Source organism: Saccharibacillus sacchari DSM 19268 (genome assembly GCF_000585395.1).
In the GTDB taxonomy this organism is placed as follows: domain Bacteria; phylum Bacillota; class Bacilli; order Paenibacillales; family Paenibacillaceae; genus Saccharibacillus; species Saccharibacillus sacchari.
The window spans coordinates 1,108,350-1,130,668 of record NZ_KK073875.1; the positions used below are offsets into that span (position 1 = coordinate 1,108,350).

Sequence of the window (22,319 nt, forward strand, 5' to 3'; positions counted from 1 at the left end):
CAATAAGACAGTCCGCTACGAAAATAACGAAGCCGCAGCGAATGACCCGAATCATTCACTGCGGCTTCGTTATTTTCCTATCTAAAAGCTTATGCTTACATCCGGAACGCCGTCGTTTTGTCGAGCAGTCGTCCGGTCATCCGGTTCAACTCCTCCGAAGAGGTGGACAATTCCTCCATGATCGCAGACTCCTCGTGGATGGAACTTGCGATGCGCTTGGCCTCTTCCGCGAATAAAATAGCGCGTTCGCTGATTTCGCCGGCATGGCGATGCGCGAGGTCCACTCGGCCCGTTTGCTCGGAGATCATGGTCTCGATGCTGCGAACCGAAGTGACCATTCCATCCACGGCGGCGTCAAGACGCTCCAACTTCGCTTCGACAGCCCCGGTGTGCTGCTCTTCACGGCTTACACGCTCGCTTTGCTGCTGAATAAGAAGCACGGTATCGCGCACCTGATCTTGAATACGACGGATCCGATCGCCGATCTGACCGACCGAATCCGCGCTTTGCTCGGACAACTTGCGAATCTCGTGGGCCACAACGGCAAATCCTGAACCATGCTCGCCTGCACGCGCGGCTTCAATCGAAGCATTCAAGGCCAAGAGGTGCGTCTGCTCAGCAATATCGCGGATCGAACGGTTAATAACTTCGATGTCTGCGGCTTCGCGCTCCAGACGTCCAACCATCTCCTGAGAGCGCACGCTGGATTCGGACAGTTCGCCCATCCCTTCGCGCAGCGCCACAAAGATATTACGCGTAGTGCGTACGGATTCCTCCATGCCGCCCGATAAATCGATCATTTCCCGCGAACTGCTCTTCATCCCGCGGAACGCATCCAACATCTCGTCGGCATTGCGTCTCGAATTTTCGGTCGACTGTTGTTGGTGTTCCACGCCTTCGTGAATCCGGTCCACGCCGCCCGATATTTCTTCGATCTGCTGCGCGGCTTCGGAGATCGCGTCGCTCATCATCTGCACGTTCTCGGACGTGACTCCTGCTCCGGAAGCAATGTCCTCGACCATGTCGCGAAGATTGTCCACCATTTGGCGGAAAGCATCGTTGAGCACCGTGATTTCATCCTGCGCACTGCGCCGGGGAACTTCGACAGCCAGGTTCCCTGCCGAAACTTCTTGCGCGGCATTGGCCAGTTGCACGATAGGCTTTGTTAATAATTTGGAGACTAACCAGCCCAGAACGCCGCTCCAAAACACGCCCATCAGCAAAATGATCGTCGTGTACAACCAATCCGCCATGGAGCTCGCAATATATGCCTTCAAAAAGAAAATAAAAAAGGCGCTTGTTGCATACGTGATCCCGGAGATCAAAACAAACCCGGCAACCATTTTTGTTCCTAAATTAAGTTTCATCTGCGCTTTTCCCCCAACTCTTCGATTCCAGGTCTGTCGTCTGCGACTGCCCCAGTCATGCGCGGCACGCCAATTCCGCCGATCCCCCCGGAACGGCTGCTTTTAGCACGCGGAACGCTTTCCCATTTTCTCTTTATCGATTTTGTAACCGCTTCAATGAATAAAAACATAAAATTCTTTCTTTTTTAATGAACCCCCTTTGCTGCACGCCCCTTGCGCGCCTCTACTTGTTCAAGCAAGCTCTCTTGCCACAACCTGAGACGATTATCCCACATCGGCAGGGTAGTTTGAACCCCTTTGCCAAAAGAAAAAAGGGCCTTCCTCCCGGAAAGCCCATAAATATGGATTTAATCAGCGTTTATCATGCCAAAAATTAACCGGAGTCGAGCCTTGTTCAATTACTTCAAAAGTAAATCCTTCGGCACTCAGCGTTTTTAAAACTTCAGGCAGGACTTTAAGCGTCGCTTTTTGATCGTGCATCAACACAACCGGAACCGTTCCTTGTTTCTCGATTGTTTCGATCTGGTCGAGAACGCTGCGAATGACTTTCTGATGATCCGTTTTGTACTTCCAGTCCTCCGAATCGACGTTCCAGTCCCACAGGCGGAAGCCCGCGGACAACACTTTATCACGGTAACTTTGGGTAAAATAAGGTTTGCTGCCGTAAGGCGTGCGAATGAGAGTCGTCTTGACCCCCGCAGCTTTGTACAGCGCTTCATTGTCTTGCTTCATCTCTTCCAATGCCGATGCCGGAGAAGCGTAAAACTTGTTTTTCACATGGGTCATGCCGTGCAGGCCCGCCGCGTTGCCGGACTCGACGAGACGCTGAACAGCCTTAGGATAGGATGAAATACCAGGACCCAACATGAAGAAGGTTGCTTTGGCGTTATATTGATCCAAAATGTCCAGCAGCTCATTCGTATGCGCGGTCGGTCCGTCGTCGAAGGTCAGATAGATCGGTTTCGACGAAGCCGGTTTCTCCGTCTGCGGCTTCTCTTCCGTTTTCCCGCGATCCTTATTCAAGACCGTACGATTCTGCTCGACAAAACTCTGAAGACTCAACTTCTGCTTGCCGCTGGTGATCCGCACAACGGGAACACTTGCATCGTAAGCAATACCGAAGTTGAATGTCCCTTTAAGCAGCGAAGCGGGGATCATGGTACGGCCTGCGCTCACATAAGTCTTGAGCGGCGTCGATTTTTTGCCGTTTAACGCCGTTTGCTCGGACGGGACGATGACAACGCTATGTTTGCTTCCGGCAAGTACGATCTTATCGGTTGTTCCGCTGACTTTAAGATGCAGCCGCTGCGAAGTTTCGCGAAGCGGCACATATAGAGCGCCTGCGTTCATCTCCGCTTTGATTCCCGTCAGCTCATCATTGTACCCGAGCGGAAGCTCGCGAACGCTCGCCGCTTTCGTGATTTGTGGTACTGCCGCCAATAGCAAGATCGCCATCAACATCAACAAACCGCTTCTTTTCCACGTACGCTGCCATTCGATCTTTTTCATTTCGCTACCTCCGTTGTTTTCCGGGGGATCGGTCTGCCGCCTTGCTTCGAATACCGTCTGCCCGGATGCTACGGAATTTTCATGCGGGTGCTGCATTGCTTATGCCCGGCTCCAACTCCTGCGTCCCAGTATAGAGAATACGGCCGCACAATGTCTTTACACTCCGGTTAAAAAAAGTTACAAATTATTCGGAAATTCGCACTTTTTCGTACTAGGGTTTTTCTTAGTTCAATAGTCCCGAAAAAAATATTTGCAGACGTATCCTAAATGCTATACACAAATGAAAACGAACAGCCGAAATATCTATTAGACACAAGTTAGACACTTTCGAAACACCAAAAATAATCGCCGTCAGTCCGAAAAAACATTTTTAAAAATCGCATTTCCCTTGATTTCATTGATTTCTCTATTAAATTTCATATGTAAATATAGATTTAAGGAAAAATTAATGAACTTTTTGTGAAAGTGTGATATTGTAAATTTACATTCAACGAAGAGGTGACTTCACATGCCAATGCAAAACCGTGTACAAGAACTCAGAGATCTGCTGCCAACCGAGCACAAGGGTATTTCGTCCTATGTTGAGCATGCTCTCCAATCGATCGATCAACTCGTCGAAAAACATCGCTGCGACAACGCTGCTCTCGCCATTTACGGTGAACGGATCAACGGAAACGAAGAGCGTGTTTACTTCGATACTATTTCTCAAATCAAGGCCGATCTGCTGGAAACATTGGAAAAGACGGTTCAAGACGCCCTGCACACCGGCGACAAGAACTGGAGCAAAAACTATAAAGACGGCATCAAGGGTTAATTGCCCATGACAACCGACCCCCGACGTTTGACGAACAAAAAGACCTGACCTCCGAGATGACTTGGAAGCCGGGTCTTTTTATATGTCAAAAATTTAAGATTTTCGCCATTTCGCTTTCGTTGGCGTTCTATACCATCTCCAACGGGACCTTGCGCCCCGGAGCGGGAAAGGCTTCATTCAAGCGCGCTTCGTCTTCTTCGGTCAGATGCAATAAAGCCGCGGCCGCATTTTCGGCAACATGATCCGGGCTTGCCGCCTTGGGAATGGCGATGACGTCGCCGCCGCGGATCGCCCAGGCCAGCAGTACCTGCGCAGGCGTAGCCGACAATCGTTCTGCAATATCCCGCACTGCGGAATCGTTCATGAGTTCCCGGCGCAACGAACCTCCCTGCGCCAACGGACAATACGCCATGATCGGCATGCGAGCCTGCTGCTGCCAAGGCAGAAGATCGTATTCGATGCCCCGCGAGCCCAAATGATACAACACCTGATTCGTCTCGCAGCCTCTGCCGTTCGGCGCTGCCAGTAGTTCCTCCATGTCTCCCCGATCCAGGTTGGACACGCCCCACCGCTTGATTTTACCGTCCCGCTTCAGTTTCTCCATCGCTTCGGCCGTCTCGGCGAGCGGCACTCGGCCGCGCCAATGCAGCAAATACAAGTCAAGCACTTCGATCTCCAGACGACGCAAACTATCCTCGCAGGCTTGCACGATCGCATTGCGGCCTGCATGGTTCGGCAACGCTTTGCTCACGATAAAAGCATCGTCGCGCCGTCCCTTGATCGCGCGCGCGACGACTCGCTCGGCTCCTCCGTTCCCGTACATTTCCGCCGTGTCGATGACGCTCATGCCGAGGTCCAATCCGAGGCGAAGCGCATCTGCTTCGCGCGCCGCTTCGGAAGATATTTCGCCCATGTACCACGTGCCTTGGCCGATCGCGGGAAGCTTGGTGCCGTCGACGAGCTCAATGGTGCGCTGCGCTAAACCTTGATGAATTTGTTCGACTGAATAGGTACTCATGGATGGATCTCCGCCTTTCTTGTTCTCTTCTACTATTTATAAACCTAAATCGCAAACCCAAAATCCTGTTGCGTTAAAAGGGCAAATTTTGAAGATCACTTCTAGGGCGTGTACGCAAACTTCGAAGGAGGCAGATTTAGGCGAATTTTCGTTCTCGGCAAGGAAGGGTTCCGAAGGCGTGCCGCGGCACGTCTTCGGAAAATGACGCCGTCGTTGGCGGATGACTACACGCTTCAAGTAGACATCCGCAGAGGGCGAAAAGGCAGGTCAAGATGCACGGCTAAGCAAGTGTCAGATCTCATTAGGATTACCATTACGTATTAGCTGCAGCATTGTTGCCAACAAGCAACAATTTAGCGAGTTCTGTTCAAAAGCACCTTCATTGTTGCTAAAGAGCAACAATATTTGTCGTTCGCAGCTTTTAAAAGCGTGTATCGAGATTATTGTTGCTTATATGCACGAATGCGCTCGATTATGTCCTGAAACGCCTTAAATTCATGCTTATACGCAACAATCGTCTACGGTGCGATCGGTGTAGGCAACTATGCGTTTAGTACAAAATGAAGTTGAGGGAAGAGCATAACAACAATGACATCCTTCAACTTAATGCCATAATAAAAGGGCTGTCCCAAGCCATCATGTTGGCGTTTGGGGCAGCCCTTTTGCGGAGGGAGAGATTCAGATCAAGACGCCTTTGAAAGAATTTGTCCCGCAGCGCACAAACTTTCCCTCTCGCGAGCAGGAACTGCTCAGGCTCCGCGCTCCGTCATTTCTTCAGTCGATTCTTTTGCAGATTCAACATCCGTCGCGGAAGCTTCCGACGGTTCCGCCGTCATGCCTTGAGACGCATCCTCTTCATTCGGAAACAAATCACCCGCAGGAACCGGTCGGCTGAAGTAGTAACCTTGGAATTCCAAGCAGCGCTGGCCGGTCAGGATTTCGAGTTGGCCTTCGGTTTCGATGCCTTCGGCGATAACGTCCATGCCGAGGCTGTACGCCATCGCGATGATCGTGGTGACGATGGCGCGTTCGTTGCCGCTTTCTTCAAGACGCATGACGAAGGAACGGTCGATCTTCAAGCGGCTGATCGGCAGCATGCTCAGGTAACTCAACGAGCTATAACCGGTCCCGAAGTCGTCGAGACTCAGACGGATGCCCAGACGCTTCAAACGGTTCATGATGGCGATCGACAACGTCGCGTCCATCATCATGCTTTCGGTAATCTCCAGTTCCAAGTATTGCGGCTCCAGTCCGGTTTCGACGAGGATTCGCTCGATATCGAATTCAAGGTCCGGCTGGTGGAACTGTTGGGTGGAGAGGTTGACGGAAACGGGTACCTTCGGTTGTCCCTCCTCGTGCCAAGACTTCGTTTGACGACAAGACTGTTCCAGCACCCAACGTCCAATCTCCATAATAAGTCCGGTCTCTTCCGCAATAGGAATGAAACGGTCCGGCGGAATCATGCCGCGCACCGGATGTTTCCAACGCAGCAGAGCTTCCATGCCGATCAGTTCGCGATCCGGCATCCGATACTGCGGTTGGTAGTAGACCTCAAGTTCGCCGCGCTCGATCGCTTTTCGCAAATCCGCTTCGATCTCGATCTTGAACAGCAATTCCTCATCCAGATCCGGAGAATAGAACCGATATCCGTTTTTCCCTTCGCGCTTGACCTCATACATGGCGGAGTCGGCGTTCTTGATTAATTCTTCGCGATCTTCGCCGTGTTCCGGGTACATCGCGATGCCGATACTGGCGGTTACGTAAAAGTCGTTATCTTTAAGCGTATAAGGCACCTGAATAACGGATACGATCCGCTGCGCCAAGCGCGATACCTCGTCGTCCGACGCAAAGGAATGGTACATCAAAGCGAATTCGTCCCCGCCCATGCGCGACAGCACGACTTTTTCCGCATCGATCACTTCGCAAATCCGCTGGCCCACTTTCTGTAAAAAGGCATCTCCGTACGCATGACCCAGGGAGTCGTTAATCATCTTGAAACGGTCGATATCGAGTACCATGACCGCTATGCGTTCATGGCCTTCGGCGCGTTCGATCCGTTCCTCGACGAGCGAATTGAATTGTCTGCGGTTCGGCAAGCTGGTCAGTTCGTCATGATAAGCCAAATGTTCCACGGTGGCCTGCGTTTTTTTCTGCTGGGTGATGTCGCGCACGATAATATGCGTTCCGGTCGGTTTGCCGTCGAGGCTGATCGGCACGCTGACCACGCCCAAGTGTACGGTTTGGCCGTTCGGATGGAGGATCTGCGTCTCGTAAGCGACCGCGCTTGTCATGAACGCTTCGTCATGCCTCGAGCGGGCTGCGCGATAAGCGTCGGGATCGAAAAACCGCTGCAGCGCCGTGACCGGACGATCGATGAAATCTTCGCGGCATGAACCGGTCAAATCCAGCAAGGCCTGGTTCATGTCGACGATTTTGCCTTTCGTGTCGATCGATACGATGCCGTCAACGTTGTTTTCGTAAAGCGCCCGGTACCACTTTTCCTGCTCGCGGATCATTTGATCCTTCAGATTCAGGCGACCGTTGATGAACGCGCCGTAGATCGTGAAGCCGATCAGCAGGATGCTGCTGAGCGCGATGATCAAAGCCAAGCTATCCATATCGACCTGATCGCTGCTTAGGGAACTGACGCTGTGCTCGTGAATATGGAAACGGGCCGCCGCCATGCCGGTGTAATGCATGCCCGCGATTGCCGCCCCCATGATCAGAGCGCTCGCCCATTTATAAAGGAGGCGGCTGCCTTCCTGCCGAAGCTCCCGCATCAGCGCGAGCGCCGCCATCGAGGCGGTAATGGCAATGATGACCGATAACGTGACCAGCCAAGGATTATAACTGATCTTCATCGCCATCGCCGCCATGCCGGTATAGTGCATATCGATCACGCCCGAAGCAAGCAATAATCCTCCGATCAGCAATGCGCGTCGCGTCAAATTTTTCCGGGTCACGGTCCAGAGCGCGATAAACGAAACAAAGATCGGCACGACCATGGAGAGGATAACAAGCGGGATATTATAGGTCATCTGCATCGGCAACTGGAGCGCCAACATGCCGACAAAGTGCATCGACCAAATCCCGATTCCCATCGAAACCGCACCGCCGGCCAGCCAAAAGACCCGCAATCTGCCGTTCGCCAAGTGAATTCTGCCGGCCAAATTGAGCGCCGAGTATGAAGCGAGTACCGAGATGATGCAGGAGACAATGACAAGTCCGATATTATATGTGCCTTGTACGGTTTCCATGTTCTCCTCCTTTCATGCCTTCCGTTTTAAAAGCGTATATTTTCAACAATACGAAGCTATCCAATATATCGGTAGCCCGAGACTTTTTCTACAGCGCACAACCAATAAATCCCACTTTAGGACTGCCGGTTCGGGCAAAAGGGAAAAAGGTCCGGGTATTCAGTCAGCTAGGGCGTGTACGCAAACTCCGTCAGGAGCAGATTGAGCTGAATTTTCGTTCTCGGCAAGGAATTTTTCCGAAGGCGTGCCGGGGCACGTCAAGGGAAAATGACGCCGCGTCGCTGGAATCGTACACGGTTTAAGTACGAATCCAGAAGAGGGCGAAAAGGCAGGTCAAGATGCATGGCGTTGAGTTTGCGTACACGCCCTAGTACCCTTTCAACTCTTAATCATAGGATTACGTTTAGTGTTGACAAGGTACCCGCTCATCCTCCAGATAGAAGCGAAGCTCCGTGTAGATCCCGATGATTTCCCGCATCGGCATTCGAACCAATCCGCTGGAAGACGGTGCGACGAAGTCGATAACGCCGTCGACTGCCGATTCCGGCTGAAACCCCCAATCGGCTTTTTTGCGTCCGGTGAACTCGGCATAGACGCCTTTTCCTACGTAACAGGCTACTTTGGGCAGATACTCAGTCAGCTTGGCACGCAAAATTTTGCGGCCTTCCCGATATTCCTCGCGGTCGATATCCTCGACGCCGCGCGTCGGGCGGGCTACGATATTGGTAAAGCCGAAGCCGAGTTTCAACAGATCGCGATCCTCGGTCGGCGAGTAGCGGCGCGAGGTTAGCTTGGAGTCTTCGAGGATACGCCAGAAGTTGTTGCGCGGGTTCGCATAATGATGTCCGGTTTCACCCGAACGCAAGCTTGGATTGAAACCAATGAACAATACGGACAATCCGTAATCCAAATGATCTTCGATTTCCGGCATGGCAGCCATCCGCCCTTTCGTCGTTAAAAGTCGGTCAAGAATATTCGGCCGTAACGGCCTTCATGCTATCCGGAAAGTCACGTATGCGGGAGAGGCCAGAAGGCTTCTAGTACCTTGTCAACGCTAGTTGAAAGGCTTCTGGCCGCGTCGGACTTTCTCCGGCATGCTTTGCAAGTCTCCTATTTCGTATAACGCGGCCCGGGGCTCTGCGGTTCACTTTACTTTCGTTATTTTTAGAGTTACCGTTAAAGAATGAATGGCTTCAAATGAATGAACCTACCTATCATACAAGGAGTCGATCGAATGCACCAGCCGGATCAACCACTTCACGACTTTTCCGTTGAAGGCGATGCATCTTCGGCAAAAGTTCTTATCGTAACCGCCGTCGAGGCGGAACGGGACGCTGTATTGGCGGGCCTGGGAGGCGATGAACGCTTCGTTGTCGTCGCGGGCGGCGTAGGTCCGGCAGCAGTCGCTGCCGGAACTTCGCGCGCGCTCATGAACGGCGTTTACAGCCGCGTGATCAGCGCAGGCATAGCCGGCGGCTTCGCGGGCCTCGCCGCGGTCGGCTCGCTCGTCGTGGCGAGCCGAATGGTTGCGGCCGATCTGGGCTCGGATAGCCCGGAAGGCTTTATTTCCGTGGACGAGCTGGGATTCGGCTCGTCGATCATTCAGGCCGAGGACGCGGTCTCGGCCTCTCTTGCAGGCGCGCTTCGAAGCGCAGGGCTTCAAGCGTGCCTGGCTCCGATCGTGACGGTGTCCACGACGACCGGCACGCTTGAAGGCGCGCAATCTCTTGCCGCGCGCGTGCCCGGCGCGGCGGCGGAAGGCATGGAAGGCTTCGGCGTGGCGGAAGCCGCCCGGCAGTTCGGTCTGCCCGCGCTGGAACTGCGGGCGATCTCGAACGCGGTCGGCCCGCGCGATCGCGGAGCCTGGAAGATCGGCGAAGCGCTCGGTGCGCTTCGTCGGGCAAGCTCAATTTTACCGGAGGTGTTTTTCGCTTGAAGATTGCATTTTCCCCTTGTCCCAATGATACATTCGTGTTCCACGCTCTTGCGCATGGTCTTATCGACGGTGCCCCGGAGCTTGAAGTCACCTACGCCGACATCGACGTCACCAATAACTGGGCGGCGGCCGGCGAAGGTCCGGAGGTCATGAAGATTTCCTATGCCGCCCTGCCTTGGGTGCTGAACGATTACGCGCTTATTCCTTGCGGAGGCGCGCTGGGTCGCGGCTGCGGTCCGCTGGTTCTGACGAAGGACGCGGCAGCTCCGAGCGATCTGTCCGGCAAACGCATCGCGGTGCCGAGCGAACGTTCAACGGCTTATCTGCTTTTCCGTCTCTGGGCGGCGCAAAGTATTCCGGGCGGCATCGGCGAAGTGGTCGTCATGCCGTTCGACAAAATCATGCCCGCCGTGCAAAACGGCGAAATCGACGCGGGTCTCGTGATCCACGAAGCCCGTTTCACTTACCAAAATTACGGATTGCATAAGCTTGCCGACATGGGCGACTGGTGGGAATCCGATACCGGACTTCCGATTCCGCTCGGCGCGATTATCGCCAAACGCGGCGCGGTCGATCCGAAGTCCATCGCGGAATGGGTTCGCGCTTCCGTCGAATATGCGTGGGCGAATCCGGAAGCTTCCCGCGATTATGTGCTTGAACATGCGCAGGAAATGGATTCGACCGTGGCCGATTCGCATATTGCGCTCTACGTCAACGAATTCACGGCCGATCTCGGCGAAGACGGCTATGCCGCGATTCGCTCGCTGCTGACGCGCGCCGCTCGCGAAGGCCTGGTACCGGCGTTTGACGAGAAGTTGCTGGACTTCGTTTAATGATTTCATGTTCAAATGAAAAGACCTACGCTCTCCATAGGAGATCGCATAGGTCTTTTTTCAACAAAAGGAATTTTAAGGGTTGAATAAAGCAAGCAGCGTTTATTTATAAGTAGATCCATTTTTATCGAATCCCGCGGGGTGCGAAAGGAGGTAACGCCTCAAGCACGATCGTTTCGAAGTCAATCGACACTTGATCCAAGACGGATGTCGTTCAACTTTACCAAGAAACGGAGGCGTTTATCATTCTTATCCCTATCGTTCGAAATCAACGAAAAACAATACAATTAATTAGCTTTTGCGCACTTTTTTCATTAGTTTCTGTTGGCTTCCCCTTATCTTCCGTTCAAGCAACTGACTCAGCTTCCGCTGAACAACAAGCGAGCGGTTCGAAAACTTACGTTGCGTACATGCAAGGTTATCCAGACGGCATGTTTCGACCGGAAAAAGGACTCATGCGATCCGAAATCGCTTCCATCTTGCACCGCACTCTTATCAGCCCGATCGCAGCCAAGGAAATACGTTTCAACGACGTGCCTGCTACGAATTGGGCTTTCAAAGATATTGCTTTAGTCGTTTCAAACGGCTGGATGGAAGGAACGAGTCGTTCGAATTTTTCTCCCAACCAAGAGGTTACGCGGGCAGAAATGGCTCAGATTTTGATGAATGTGTACGATTGGACATCTGCTTCACCGAAAACTTTCGCTGACGTAAGTGGTCACTGGGCCGAAAAAGCTATCGGTGCAGCGGCCGCACAAGGCGTGCTTCCCGGCTATGAGGACGGTTCGTTTCGTCCGGATCAGCCGATCACCCGCGTTGAAACCGCTAAACTTTTCAACCGTTTGACGCAGCGTCCAGCCGGTCCGCAGTTGCCGATGACCTGGAGCGACGTCCCGGTTTCTACGCCGGATTACGGAGAGATCATGGCCGCTTCAATCGATCATCTCTTACCCGAATGAATCAGTGACCCTGCCTAACTTTCGGCATAAAAATCATATCGTTATTTGAAATAGCACCACTCAAGCCGATCCCGTAAGAGATCGGCTTTTTGATATAGCTTTTAAAAGAATATTTCCGTCTACTCGTACAACTCCGGCCTGCGATCTTCAAACACCGGAATTCTTCCCCGCGCCTTGATCACTTCCGCCATATCGATATCCGCGGTTAGAAATTCGTCGCTCTCGCCGGCTTCCGCAACGATCTCGCCCCAAGGCCCGATCACCATGGAATGTCCCGCGAAAACATTCGAAGGATCGCTGCCGCTCCGGTTGCAGGCGATTACCCAGCATTGGTTCTCGATCGCCCTGGCGATCAGCAAGGCGCGCCAATGTTCCAGACGCGCCAGCGGCCACTGGGCGACTACGAACAACGCTTCCGCTCCCGACGACATATGCGTCCGAATCCATTCGGGAAAACGGATATCGTAACAAACCGCGCCCGCGCTGCGGATGCTGCCCAACTCGAACAATCCTTTTTCGCTGCCGGACCGCAAATAGAGATGTTCGTCCATCAGCTTGAACAAATGGGCTTTGTCGTACTCGCCGATCGGCTGTCCTTCGCGGTCGTAAACGAGCAAAGTGTTATACACGCCGTCTCTTGTGCGCTTGGCGGTAGAACCTCCCACCAGATATACGCCGTAGCGCCGGGCCGCCTTTGACAGAAAATCTTTGGTACGCCCGGCTCCTTCCTCCGCAATCTCGTCCAGCCGCGTAAGATCGTAACCGATCGTCCATAATTCGGGGAGTACGATCACATCCGGCGCATCCTTCATCGCGCGTTCCAGCAATTCTTCCATTTTCGCATAATTAGCTTCCGGATTTCCGAATAGGACATCATGTTGAATACAGGTGACTTTCCGTTTATTCACGACGTTTCCTCCGTTTCGCATCAGGCTTTACTTTTACGGCTGGAGCCTTTATGATCTGGGGCTGTACACACTCTATTCGCAAAGAAGGTGTTTCCGTGAAAACCTTTACGTCTTCGGCTGCTTTGGATCGTCTGCCCCGGCAGTTTTTCGCATCGCTTGTGGCCGACGTCTCGCGCGTTGCTTCGCAAGGACACGATATCATCAACTTGGGACAAGGCAATCCGGATCGTCCCACGCCGGAGCATATCGTCGCAGCGTTGGAACAAGCAGGCCGTGATCCGCTGAATCATCGGTATCCGCCGTTTCGCGGGTTTGACTATTTGAAAGAAGCCGCCGCCGAGTTCTATCGACGGGAATACGAAGTCGAGCTGCACCCGGAAAAAGAAATCGCGATCTTGTTCGGCGGCAAATCGGGATTGATCGAAGCCGCGCAATGTTTGCTGAATCCCGGCGATGTCGCGCTGGTTCCGGACCCCGGCTACCCGGATTATTGGTCGGGCATCGAGCTGGCCGGCGGACGGATGCAGCCGATGCCGTTGTTAGCAGAGAATGGTTTCCTTCCCGATTACGATGCGATTCCGCCGGAAGCTCTTCAGCTTGCGAAGCTGATGTTTCTCAATTACCCGAATAACCCGACCGGGGCGACAGCTTCCTTCGAATTCATGGCCGAAACGGCCTCTTTTGCGCAGCGTCATGATCTCTGCGTCGTCCATGACTTCGCTTACGGCGCAATCGGATTCGACGGCACTAAGCCGCCGAGCTTCCTGCAAGCGCCCGGAGCCAAAGAAACCGGAATTGAAATCTACACTCTGTCCAAAACGTACAACATGGCCGGATGGCGGGTCGCTTTCGCGGCAGGCAATCCGAGCGTAATCGCAATGCTCAATCTGCTGCAAGACCATCTGCATGTCAGCTTATTCGGAGCCGTTCAAGCAGCAGCCGCCGAAGCTTTATTAGGGCCGCAACATTGCGTAAACGAACTGGTTGCTCGGTACGAATCGCGCAGGAATACCTTGATCGAAGGCCTGCGCGGCATCGGTTGGGACGTTCCGATGCCGACCGGCTCGTTTTTTGCATGGTTACCGGTTCCCGCGGGACATAACTCGACTTCGTTTGCTTCGCTGCTGCTCGAACGCGCCCATGTCGCGGTTGCGCCGGGCGTCGGCTTCGGTGCGCACGGAGAAGGTTACGTTCGCGTCGGACTGCTCACCGAAGAGGATCGGCTGCTCGAAGCCGTGCATCGGATCGGCCGATTGGACTTGTTCCAACGTTGACCGGGCCGTTGACAGCTACAGGTCAAGCATGGCATAATTCAGGCATATGCTTTACTTATACGTGATGAATAGAACATCTTATCAAGAGCAGGCGGAGGGAAAAGCCCGATGAAGCCCGGCAACCGACCCTTTACGGGGCACGGTGCTAATTCTTGCTCGTTCATTCGAATCCTGCTTATTTTTTGCGCGGACGAATGAACGGAGAGATAAGAAGAGACCTTCGCCCATTCGAGCCTCTTCTTGATGATAAGAAGAGGCTTTTTGATGTCTTTTTTTCAAAGGGACAAGCCTCTACAATCCGCGTAAGCCCGGCATTGCCGGTTCTTATATCGGGAAAAGCACGCGGTCCCTGCCGCAGGCTTTTCTCCGCGGACGCGTTCGGCTTATGCCGAATGCGTCCAGCTTGCCGAAATGTCACTCCGTCCCTTCACCGACGCGCATCCGGATCGGTCGCTCCGATCCCGGCTGCAAAAAACGACTGATTCCATCCTCAAATGCAATCATCCGGACCGTCGGTGCTTTCGGAATAGAGGCCTGCCCCGAATACGAGCTTTCCCGGCTCGTTTCAAGGCAGGCCTTTTTCCGCTGCTTATGCGTTTTGCCGCTGCTTATGCTTCGCTTTTCCTTTTGCCCGCATGGCCTTGCAAGCCCGGTTAGACTTCCCCCGCCATCTCCCGTTGGAACTTGGCAATGGCTTCGTATTCGTTCTCCAGGCTGCGTGAAACGGAAATGAAGATCGGCAGCAGATGCTTGTATACCCTCGCATGCTCGTCAACCGGCTCATGCCGATGCGTACCGCCGATCATCGACTCGACCACGTCGAGCGACGGCACGCGGCCAAGCGCATACAGACCCAGCACCGCCGCGCCCAAGCAGGAGCTTTCGAAGCTTTCCGGCACCATGACTTCCTGATCGAAAATGTCCGCCATCATCTGACGCCACAGCGGCGATCGGGCAAACCCTCCGGTCGCATGAATCTTTTGCGGGCGCCCGATCTGTTCTTCCATCGCCAACATGACCGTATACAGGTTGAAAATGACGCCTTCGAGAACCGAACGGATCATATGCTCTTTCTTATGATTCATCGTCAGCCCGAAAAACGAGCCTCTCGCATCCGGATTCCACAACGGCGCTCGCTCGCCTGTCAGATACGGATGGAACAACAATCCTTCCGATCCCGGACGAACCTGCTCGGCAATCCGCGTGAGTACATCATAAGGATCAATTCCGAGCCGCTTGGCCGTTTCCACTTCCGAAGCCGCGAACTCGTCCCGCACCCAACGGAACAGCATCCCGCCGTTGTTGACCGGACCGCCGATGACCCAGAGTTCCGGAGCCAAAGCATAACAGAAAAAGCGCCCTTTGGGATCGGTTACCGGACGGTCGACCACGGTTCGGATCGCGCCGCTTGTGCCGATCGTGGCCGCGACGACGCCGGGGCGAATCGCGCCTACGCCGAGGTTCGACAGCACGCCGTCGCTCGCGCCCACGACGAACGGCGTCTCCACGCCCAAACCCAGCTCGCTCGCGACCGCCGGCTGCAAGCCGCTGACCACGTGCGTCGTCGGTACGGGTTGCGACAACCGCTCCGGCGTCACGCCTGCAAGCGCAAGTGCTTCCTCGTCCCAGTCCAGCATTTCCAGATTGAATAGTCCCGTCGCCGACGCGATGGAATGATCGACCACATATTCGCCGAACAATCGGAAAAAGACATACTCTTTGATCGAAATAAACTTATCGCACCGCTCAAACAGTTCCGTACGATCATGCCGCAGCCAAAGCAATTTCGCCAGCGGAGACATCGGATGAATCGGCGTGCCTGTCCGCAAATAAATCTCGTGTCCGTTCAGCTCCGACTTCAGCTTTTTCGTCCAGGCCGCGCTTCGGTTGTCCGCCCAGGTGATGCACGCCGTCAGCGGATTACCCGTCTCGTCGACGCCGATCAGGCTGTGCATCGCGGAACTGAAAGCAACGAGCAGGATCTGATCGGGTTTGGCTTGCGCAACGCGTACGGCTCCCGCAACCGCTTGCACGACTGCCCGATAAATTTCGTCCGGATCTTGTTCAGCGATCGAGGGGGACGGCGTATGCAGCGGATATCCGACCGTTTCCTGCGCAATGACCTCCCCGTTTTCCTTGAAAAGTACAGCCTTCGTGCTTGTCGTTCCGATATCCACGCCGATCATCCATTGTTCGCTCATGCTTCAGTCTTCATCCTTTCGTATGCGGCAACCCGCCTTTTTCTCAAGACAAACTGCGTCCCAATGTTTCATCCGAATCGTCGAAATAAGCGCGAACGATCTGCCCGATTTGCTCTTCGTCGCCCGAACGCAGTCCTTCGATCACGGTCCGGTGCTTGTCCGCGATCCACTCCATTCGTTCGTTGCCCTGCTTAAAACCATTATCCGTCGTCAGCAAAATAACCGTCATGACGATCGGGCGGATATTGTTCCATAAATGCAAAATGCGGGTATGTCCTGCCCCCTGCACGATACGCTCATGAAAAGAAAAGTCTTGATAAGCAAATTCTACGCAGTCGCCGTGCTTGATCGCCAGTTTCATCCGATCGATCCCCTGCTCCAGACGCATGATCAACGCTTCATTGTCTTGCTTGGCCAACCGCTGCTGCGCAAAGCTTTCGATCAGATAACGCACGTCGTAAAGTTCTTTGATCGCCGCGAGATCGAGGCCGATCACGACCGCGCCCATGCGTTCCAAACGGATCAAGCCTTCGCCCGCCAACATTTTAAGCGCTTCCCGAACAGGTGAACGACTGGCGCCGAACAGCTCGGCTACTTTGTTTTCCGAAATCACTTCTCCGGGCCGGATCTCTTCGTTGATAATTTGCAGTCGCAGCCGACTCGCGATCGATTCGCCGAGCGAAACTCCTTGAAGCCAAGCCGAAGGATATTGCATCATTAAACGACTCCTTGTGAACGAAATCAATCCGGCGCGCGATGTGCAGTCGTCGACGCCGGATTTCGTTTTTCGGTTGTTCCCGCTTGTTGCCCGTTGCGGATCAGTCTTCCTTGACTACCGCGTGGCCGCCGAACTCGTTGCGCAGCGCCGCCACGACTTTGCCGTGGAACGTGTCGTTCTCCAACGAGCGGTAACGCATCAACAGCGACAGCGCGATAACCGGAGTGCTGACTTCGAGGTCGAGCGCTTCTTGCACGGTCCATTTGCCTTCGCCGGAGCTTTGCATCACGCCGCGGATTTCGTCCAGGTTGGGGTCTTTGGAAAAAGCGTTTTGCGTCAGTTCCATCAGCCAGCTGCGGATCACCGAACCGTTCGACCAAACGCGGGCCACGGCTTCGTGGTCATAGTCGAACGCGCTTTTTTCCAACACTTCAAAGCCTTCGCCGATCGCTTGCATCATGCCGTATTCGATGCCGTTATGCACCATTTTCAAGTAATGCCCGCTTCCGCTCGGTCCGGTGTACAGGTAGCCGTTCTCGACCGCCAGGTCTTTGAACAGGGGTTCGATCACGGCAAACGCGTCTTTGTCGCCGCCGATCATGAAACAACCGCCGTTTTGCGCGCCCGACATTCCGCCGCTCGTGCCGGCGTCGAAGAAGAAGATGCCTTTGCGCCCCAGCGTCTCGGAACGGCGGATCGAATCTTTGTACTGCGAGTTGCCGCCGTCGATGATGATATCTCCTTCTTCAAGCAGCTCGGACAGTCCGTCCAGTACGCCGTCAACGATAGGTCCGGCAGGAACCATGACCCAAACCACGCGCGGTTTCGGCAATTGCGCAACGAGTTCCGCTACGGATTCTGCCGCTACCGCGCCTTTCTGCGCCAGTTCGCGTCCAGGCTCAGGATTGACGTCGTTCACGACCACGCCGTGTCCGTTCTCCAAAAGGTTCAACACGAGGTTGTAGCCCATTTTGCCGAGTCCGATCATACCGATATTCATAAAAGTCCACTCCCTCTTCTATTTGTATGGTTTGTATACCTGTATACAAGTTACTTGTTTATCTTACTGCTGTATTACCCAACTTGTAAAGAGGGGAGGTCCTATTCGTTGGGTGAAGCGGGGGCGCTGCGAGAGAAATTCAGTTCAATTCGCTGTCTCACTTGGAAAAGTCGATTGAAAGTTTGAGTTGAAGTTTTCCAAGTTCAAAGGCATCTTGAACTGAATTTCTCTCTCCGCTAAGGCTTCAAATTAGAATAGGGTTTGGGGAATGAAATTAGGGCGTGTTTTTCTTCTTTAAGACAATTTCTCGCCTTTGCCGCTCAAGATTTTCATCGTTCCGTTCTCGTAACCGACTTCGTAAACGGATCGATAGGTCGAGTAGGTCATGCCGTATTCGCTGCTTTCCCAAGCCGTAAGGAAAACAGTGACTTCCACGTTGTCCTCGTTTTGCGCCGAATCGATCGAGTCGATCCATACGCTGTACGTATTGTCGTAGCCGGTGACGAAATCCGAATAACCGGTACCTTTTTGCCACCGGCTTCCCAGCAGGTCATACGCGTCGCTGTAGTACTGCATGGATATATGGTCGTAAAAAGCCTGAACCGTATATTCCGCTTGTTCCTGCGCGGCGGCTTGTTCGACGCGCCGGGTTTCTTCGGCCTCGGCCAGACGCTTGGCTTCCGCAGCTTGCGCTTCTTGCTCTTTTTTACGGGTTTCCGCTTCCGCTTTTGCCGATTCGATCAGGCCGTTCAGCGCAAGCAGACCGGAATCGGCAGGCGCATAATTCAACCCTTGTTCGACGGCTTTGGTCGCGGAGGCGAAACTTTGGTTTTGCAGAAGCGAATTGGCTTGCTTCGAACTTACTTCCACGATTTGCTTTACGATGATCGCGCGTACTTCTTCCGCTTCGGTCGTATCGATCTCTTTAATCTTATCGAGCAAAGGAGCAAGCGCCGTCACGTTGTCCAGGCTTTGTGCCTCTTTTCCGGTACGCATAACGGTCAAAAGATTCTTTTGCCGTAAAAATTCCGCTTTTTCACGATCCAACAATACGCTCGAACGTTCGCCCAGCTCCGTCTCAACCGTCTCAAGAAGTTGTTGAGCCCCGTTCAAATCGTCGCTTTCGATCTTGGCGCTTACCTGTTGAAGTTCAATTTGAATACGCTCAGCCGTCTCGAGATAGCCCAGATCCGTATCGACCGAAGCCTCGTCGTTATTTAAGGCAGAAACCTGATTCAGACTATCGCGAGCAGCCGTATAGTCTCCATTTATCGCAAATGCTTCGGCATCCGCTCGGAACTTGGCAGATTGCTCGCCGATATTCGCTTTGTATTGATTCCATGCGTAAATACCCCCAACAATCAACAAAACCAATAAAGCGAGCGAAAACCAAGAACCGTTCCGCGAAAAAAACGACGGTTTCGACTCCGGGTAGCGATAATTTTCGGCATTCGCGGAAGGTTTGCCTTCGGATAAAAGGACGGAAGGCAGAACCGCAGGAATCTGCTCTATAGGCTTCTCCGCAGGCTCGGGTTTCTTTTTGCCGAGATCGATAACGGGCCGTTCCGGCGTACTTGAGTTCAAACGGGTTCCGCATGAAAAACAATACGCCGCGCCTTGCGGCTGCTGCGCTCCGCATTTGTTGCAATACATATTTAGATCCCTCCCGGAAATAGGCGCTTCATCATGGTCGGTAAAGGCATTCCGGGACATAAGACCCCTTGATGCTTGTTCGACTGCTTCTAATGTAGCATATTCATGAATGTTTAGGACAATATTTCCTTACGCCCCAACTTCTTTATCGCCTTCTTCCTGTAGTGTCGCGCATTTTTCCCCTTACAGATTTGGCATGCAATCATAGAGCTGCTCCCTACGTCAAAAAGACTCCTTTTACTCGGCATGTTTGCCGGATCAAGGAGTCTTTCGCATGACTTTCTAATCTTACGTTTCGTACTGCACTTCATGATTTGCCCGGTCGGGTGCTCCTTCATTTTTCAACGCCCGAATCCCAAGCGCCAGCGCGCCTTTCAATCCCGATTGCGTGCCCAGCCCCGGACTGACGATATAATCGTCCAACCCTTCGGCAAGTTCCGGCGCGGCGACGTAGCCGTTCAGCAGCTCGGCGACGCGCCGGCGGATCAGCGGCAGCAAATGCTTCTGCTGCATCACTCCGCCGCCCAGAATGATTTTGCGCGGCGAGAGCAGCAAGATCGTCGTCGCGACGGACTCGGCGATATAATGCGCTTCGATCTCCCAAGCCGGATGATCCGGCGCAAGCTCGTGCCCCGGGACACCCCATCGTTCTTCGATCGCCGGACCCGAAGCCATGCCTTCCAGGCAATCGCCGTGATAAGGGCATCGGCCCGCGAACCCGTCGTTCGGATGGCGGCGAACCGGCACGTGTCCGCCTTCGGGATGCAGAAGACCGTGCAGCAACCGTCCTCCCGCATATACGCCCACGCCGACGCCCGTTCCGATCGTGTAATACGCGCAATCGTTCAATCCCCGCGCCGCGCCCCACATGGCTTCCCCGTAAGCGGCGGCGTTTACGTCGGTATCCCAACCGCAAGGCACGTCGAACGAACGCCGCAGCGTGCCCAAAAAGTCGAAGCCGCTCCAACCCGGCTTGGGCGTGGTGGTCACGAAACCGTACGTCTCGCTGCCCGTGCGCAAGTCGATCGGACCGAACGAACCGATGCCGATCGCCTGCACGTTTTTGCCTTCGAAATAATCGATCACCCGGCGCAGCGTTTCTTCCGGCTGCACAGTAGGAAAACTTATCCGGTCCGTAATATTGCCGTCCGGGGTTCCGATTCCGCAAACGAACTTGGTCCCTCCCGCTTCGATCGCGCCGATGACCGCGGAAGCGTCTATCGCGCGCTCCGTCTTGTTCGAATCTCGATCCGTCACGGGTCAGTCCTCCTTCGAAACCGGCTTGCAGTTGGCCGTTTCGGAAACGGCACCGTTCTCCGGAACGAATCCGGCGGAGCTTTGAATCTTCCGGATCGCGACAGTGCGGAAGACCATGCCGTCCTCGTCGCCGAATGCCGATAAGCGATCCGCTTCGGGTTCCGGAAAGATCAGGTCGGTCATCGCGAGACGTCCGTCGCCTTCGAACGCTTCCACCGAAGAGCGGTCGACGAAGATCCTTAGACACGTATCGGATGCGACCGCTGCGTACGCCTGACCGGATGCCTCCGAAGTTTCCGACTCCGACCGCGCCTTTTGCGCCGAAGCCGAAGGTACGGAAGTCCGAGCCGAATGACGGTCCGCGAAATGCTCGTAAAAATCGCTCTCGCCCGCTTCGCTGCGGTCGATATACAACTCGTTCGCGTCGGCATCGAACCCGACCGACGTGCCGCACCGCTCTCCTTCACGCAGCCGGAATCCGAACGATTGTCCCGCCTGCGCTTGTACCTCCAATTCGAACGCATCCAACCGCAGCGGCTTCAGCGCTCCGCGCAGTTCGCTCAACGATACGTTTTGCAGTTCCAATACCGGCACCCGCGCCGCTTCGACTTCCCGGGCCGGACGCTGCATCAACGTCTCGACGCCGCATACCGTCTCCAGCGTCAATTCTCTCGGCAGCGTCATCGCGCCGCGCCAACCGTCGGTCGGCGTCGAATTCGCGTAGCGCCAATTACTCATCCAGCCCACGTACAGCCGTCTGCCGTCTTCGGCCGGCATGTCCGACCAGCTCACGCCGGCATAATTGTCGCGTCCGTGATCAAGCCAGCGGACTTCGCTGGACGCTTCATCCGGCATGAACGTCTCGCCGTCGAAATCGCCCGTGAAATACTGCGTCCGCGACCCTTCTTTGCCCGATCCGTTGTCGCCGATGCTGACCAGCAGCACCCAGCGGCTGTTCGACGGATCGCCGTCGACGGGCAGCTCGAACAAATCCGGGCATTCCCATACGCCGTCGTGCGAACCGATCCCGTCGCCGAAGTCGCTGCCGAACGTCCAATTTTTCAAATTCGGCGACCGATAGAACGATACGATTTGCCCGCAGGCGAGCACCATGATCCACTGCCGCGTCTGTTCGTGCCAAAATACCTTCGGGTCGCGGAAATCCGGCCAGCCTTCGCGTTTCAGAACGGGATTGCCTTCATATTTATTCCAAGTACGCCCTTTGTCCCGGCTGTAAGCCAGACTCTGCGTTTGCACGGTCGGCATTCCCGGACGCTCGAGATGATGGGTGAAAATCGCGATCAACCCCGGTCCGTCCGGGAAAAAGCCGGTCGTATTGTGCGTATCCACTACCGCGCTGCCCGAAAAAATCGTGCCGTGTTCGTCCGGTTCGATCGCGACCGGCAGCTCCTCCCAATCGATCAGATTGCGCGTCACCGCGTGTCCCCAGTGCATGGGTCCCCATGTCGTGCCGAACGGATGATGTTGGAAAAACAAATGGTACTCCCCGTCGAAAAACACCATGCCGTTCGGATCGTTCATCCAGTGCTTTGCCGGCGAAAAGTGATAAATGCCCCGGTAATCGGGCGTTGTCGCTTGTATCGTCATCGTTGAT

17 protein-coding genes and 1 riboswitch are annotated in these 22,319 nt (G+C 54.2%); of the genes, 5 read left to right on the top strand and 12 right to left on the bottom strand.

The window, feature by feature from the left end; genetic code table 11:
* Positions 1 to 95 precede the first annotated feature (95 nt).
* Positions 96 to 1,367 carry a methyl-accepting chemotaxis protein gene (locus tag SACSAC_RS04905; RefSeq protein ID WP_037284027.1) on the bottom strand — a complete coding sequence of 424 codons (1,272 nt, stop codon included), beginning with the start codon at positions 1,365 to 1,367 and terminating at the stop codon, positions 96 to 98.
* Between the two features lie 351 nt (positions 1,368 to 1,718).
* A complete protein-coding gene (locus tag SACSAC_RS27480; protein ID WP_245608577.1) occupies positions 1,719 to 2,876 on the bottom strand; it encodes a polysaccharide deacetylase family protein in 1,158 nt (385 codons plus the stop codon).
* A gap of 508 nt (positions 2,877 to 3,384) precedes the next feature.
* Between SACSAC_RS27480 and SACSAC_RS04915 the strand changes: the two genes are divergently transcribed.
* The gene (locus tag SACSAC_RS04915) at positions 3,385 to 3,690 is read left to right on the top strand and encodes a hypothetical protein (protein ID WP_051506876.1); all 306 of its coding nucleotides are present in this window, start codon (positions 3,385 to 3,387) and stop codon (positions 3,688 to 3,690) included.
* A gap of 127 nt (positions 3,691 to 3,817) precedes the next feature.
* Here the strand turns inward: SACSAC_RS04915 and SACSAC_RS04920 are convergent, their stop codons facing one another.
* From SACSAC_RS04920 to SACSAC_RS04930, 3 genes are all read right to left on the bottom strand, one after another.
* Positions 3,818 to 4,708, bottom strand: coding sequence for an aldo/keto reductase (locus SACSAC_RS04920; RefSeq protein ID WP_037284034.1), 891 nt, complete (start codon positions 4,706 to 4,708; stop codon positions 3,818 to 3,820).
* Between the two features lie 749 nt (positions 4,709 to 5,457).
* Positions 5,458 to 7,965, bottom strand: coding sequence for a bifunctional diguanylate cyclase/phosphodiesterase (locus tag SACSAC_RS04925; protein WP_084777913.1), 2,508 nt, complete (start codon positions 7,963 to 7,965; stop codon positions 5,458 to 5,460).
* A 403-nt stretch (positions 7,966 to 8,368) separates the two neighbouring features.
* Positions 8,369 to 8,896 (bottom strand): mismatch-specific DNA-glycosylase, encoded by a 528-nt coding sequence (locus SACSAC_RS04930; protein WP_037284037.1) that lies wholly within the window; start codon positions 8,894 to 8,896, stop codon positions 8,369 to 8,371.
* 303 nt (positions 8,897 to 9,199) lie between these two features.
* On the opposite strand from SACSAC_RS04930, the gene SACSAC_RS04935 reads away from it, so the two are divergent.
* The 3 genes from SACSAC_RS04935 to SACSAC_RS04945 all read left to right on the top strand — a co-directional run bounded on the left by SACSAC_RS04935 (position 9,200) and on the right by SACSAC_RS04945 (position 11,693).
* The gene (locus tag SACSAC_RS04935) at positions 9,200 to 9,901 is read left to right on the top strand and encodes a futalosine hydrolase (RefSeq protein WP_037284040.1); all 702 of its coding nucleotides are present in this window, start codon (positions 9,200 to 9,202) and stop codon (positions 9,899 to 9,901) included.
* A complete protein-coding gene (locus tag SACSAC_RS04940; protein ID WP_037284042.1) occupies positions 9,898 to 10,734 on the top strand; it encodes a 1,4-dihydroxy-6-naphtoate synthase in 837 nt (278 codons plus the stop codon). The genes SACSAC_RS04935 and SACSAC_RS04940 overlap by 4 nt, the downstream gene beginning before the upstream one ends.
* 410 nt (positions 10,735 to 11,144) lie before the next feature.
* Entirely contained in the window at positions 11,145 to 11,693 is a 549-nt protein-coding gene (locus tag SACSAC_RS04945; protein ID WP_084777914.1) for an S-layer homology domain-containing protein, read from the top strand.
* A 119-nt stretch (positions 11,694 to 11,812) separates the two neighbouring features.
* On the opposite strand, the gene SACSAC_RS04950 is transcribed toward SACSAC_RS04945, so the two are convergent.
* Entirely contained in the window at positions 11,813 to 12,601 is a 789-nt protein-coding gene (locus SACSAC_RS04950) for a carbon-nitrogen family hydrolase (protein ID WP_245608579.1), read from the bottom strand.
* Positions 12,602 to 12,696: 95 nt separating this feature from the next.
* Between SACSAC_RS04950 and SACSAC_RS04955 the strand changes: the two genes are divergently transcribed.
* The gene (locus SACSAC_RS04955; protein ID WP_037284048.1) at positions 12,697 to 13,875 is read left to right on the top strand and encodes a pyridoxal phosphate-dependent aminotransferase; all 1,179 of its coding nucleotides are present in this window, start codon (positions 12,697 to 12,699) and stop codon (positions 13,873 to 13,875) included.
* 75 nt (positions 13,876 to 13,950) lie between these two features.
* Positions 13,951 to 14,088, top strand: a riboswitch (SAM riboswitch).
* Between the two features lie 440 nt (positions 14,089 to 14,528).
* Here the strand turns inward: SACSAC_RS04955 and gntK are convergent.
* The 6 genes from gntK to SACSAC_RS04985 all read right to left on the bottom strand — a co-directional run bounded on the left by gntK (position 14,529) and on the right by SACSAC_RS04985 (position 22,312).
* On the bottom strand, positions 14,529 to 16,076 hold the full coding sequence (gntK, locus tag SACSAC_RS04960) for a gluconokinase (protein ID WP_037284050.1): 1,548 nt from the start codon (positions 16,074 to 16,076) through the stop codon (positions 14,529 to 14,531).
* Between the two features lie 43 nt (positions 16,077 to 16,119).
* Complete coding sequence (locus tag SACSAC_RS04965; protein ID WP_037292066.1) at positions 16,120 to 16,791, bottom strand: GntR family transcriptional regulator; 672 nt, start codon at positions 16,789 to 16,791, stop codon at positions 16,120 to 16,122.
* Between the two features lie 103 nt (positions 16,792 to 16,894).
* A complete protein-coding gene (gene gnd / locus SACSAC_RS04970) occupies positions 16,895 to 17,794 on the bottom strand; it encodes a phosphogluconate dehydrogenase (NAD(+)-dependent, decarboxylating) (protein WP_037284052.1) in 900 nt (299 codons plus the stop codon).
* A 294-nt stretch (positions 17,795 to 18,088) separates the two neighbouring features.
* Positions 18,089 to 19,447, bottom strand: coding sequence for a zinc ribbon domain-containing protein (locus SACSAC_RS26815; RefSeq protein WP_051506877.1), 1,359 nt, complete (start codon positions 19,445 to 19,447; stop codon positions 18,089 to 18,091).
* Positions 19,448 to 19,735: 288 nt separating this feature from the next.
* Positions 19,736 to 20,704 (bottom strand): ROK family protein, encoded by a 969-nt coding sequence (locus tag SACSAC_RS04980; protein ID WP_245608580.1) that lies wholly within the window; start codon positions 20,702 to 20,704, stop codon positions 19,736 to 19,738.
* A gap of 3 nt (positions 20,705 to 20,707) precedes the next feature.
* Positions 20,708 to 22,312: a glycoside hydrolase family 32 protein gene (locus tag SACSAC_RS04985; RefSeq protein WP_084777915.1), complete on the bottom strand. Its 1,605-nt coding sequence runs from the start codon at positions 22,310 to 22,312 to the stop codon at positions 20,708 to 20,710.
* Between the last annotated feature and the right edge of the window lie 7 nt (positions 22,313 to 22,319).

What these genes read in the sequence shown, in the direction of transcription:
- SACSAC_RS04930 (WP_037284037.1), bottom strand. Translation starts at nt 8,896, where the DNA reads ATGCCGGAAATCGAAGATCATTTGGATTACGGATTGTCCGTATTGTTC.
- SACSAC_RS26815 (WP_051506877.1), bottom strand. Translation starts at nt 19,447, where the DNA reads ATGTATTGCAACAAATGCGGAGCGCAGCAGCCGCAAGGCGCGGCGTAT.
- SACSAC_RS04945 (WP_084777914.1), top strand. Translation starts at nt 11,145, where the DNA reads ATGCAAGGTTATCCAGACGGCATGTTTCGACCGGAAAAAGGACTCATG.
- gntK (WP_037284050.1), bottom strand. Translation starts at nt 16,076, where the DNA reads ATGAGCGAACAATGGATGATCGGCGTGGATATCGGAACGACAAGCACG.
- SACSAC_RS04905 (WP_037284027.1), bottom strand. Translation starts at nt 1,367, where the DNA reads ATGAAACTTAATTTAGGAACAAAAATGGTTGCCGGGTTTGTTTTGATC.
- SACSAC_RS27480 (WP_245608577.1), bottom strand. Translation starts at nt 2,876, where the DNA reads ATGAAAAAGATCGAATGGCAGCGTACGTGGAAAAGAAGCGGTTTGTTG.
- SACSAC_RS04920 (WP_037284034.1), bottom strand. Translation starts at nt 4,708, where the DNA reads ATGAGTACCTATTCAGTCGAACAAATTCATCAAGGTTTAGCGCAGCGC.
- SACSAC_RS04915 (WP_051506876.1), top strand. Translation starts at nt 3,385, where the DNA reads ATGCCAATGCAAAACCGTGTACAAGAACTCAGAGATCTGCTGCCAACC.
- SACSAC_RS04925 (WP_084777913.1), bottom strand. Translation starts at nt 7,965, where the DNA reads ATGGAAACCGTACAAGGCACATATAATATCGGACTTGTCATTGTCTCC.
- SACSAC_RS04985 (WP_084777915.1), bottom strand. Translation starts at nt 22,312, where the DNA reads ATGACGATACAAGCGACAACGCCCGATTACCGGGGCATTTATCACTTT.
- SACSAC_RS04965 (WP_037292066.1), bottom strand. Translation starts at nt 16,791, where the DNA reads ATGCAATATCCTTCGGCTTGGCTTCAAGGAGTTTCGCTCGGCGAATCG.
- gnd (WP_037284052.1), bottom strand. Translation starts at nt 17,794, where the DNA reads ATGAATATCGGTATGATCGGACTCGGCAAAATGGGCTACAACCTCGTG.
- SACSAC_RS04935 (WP_037284040.1), top strand. Translation starts at nt 9,200, where the DNA reads ATGCACCAGCCGGATCAACCACTTCACGACTTTTCCGTTGAAGGCGAT.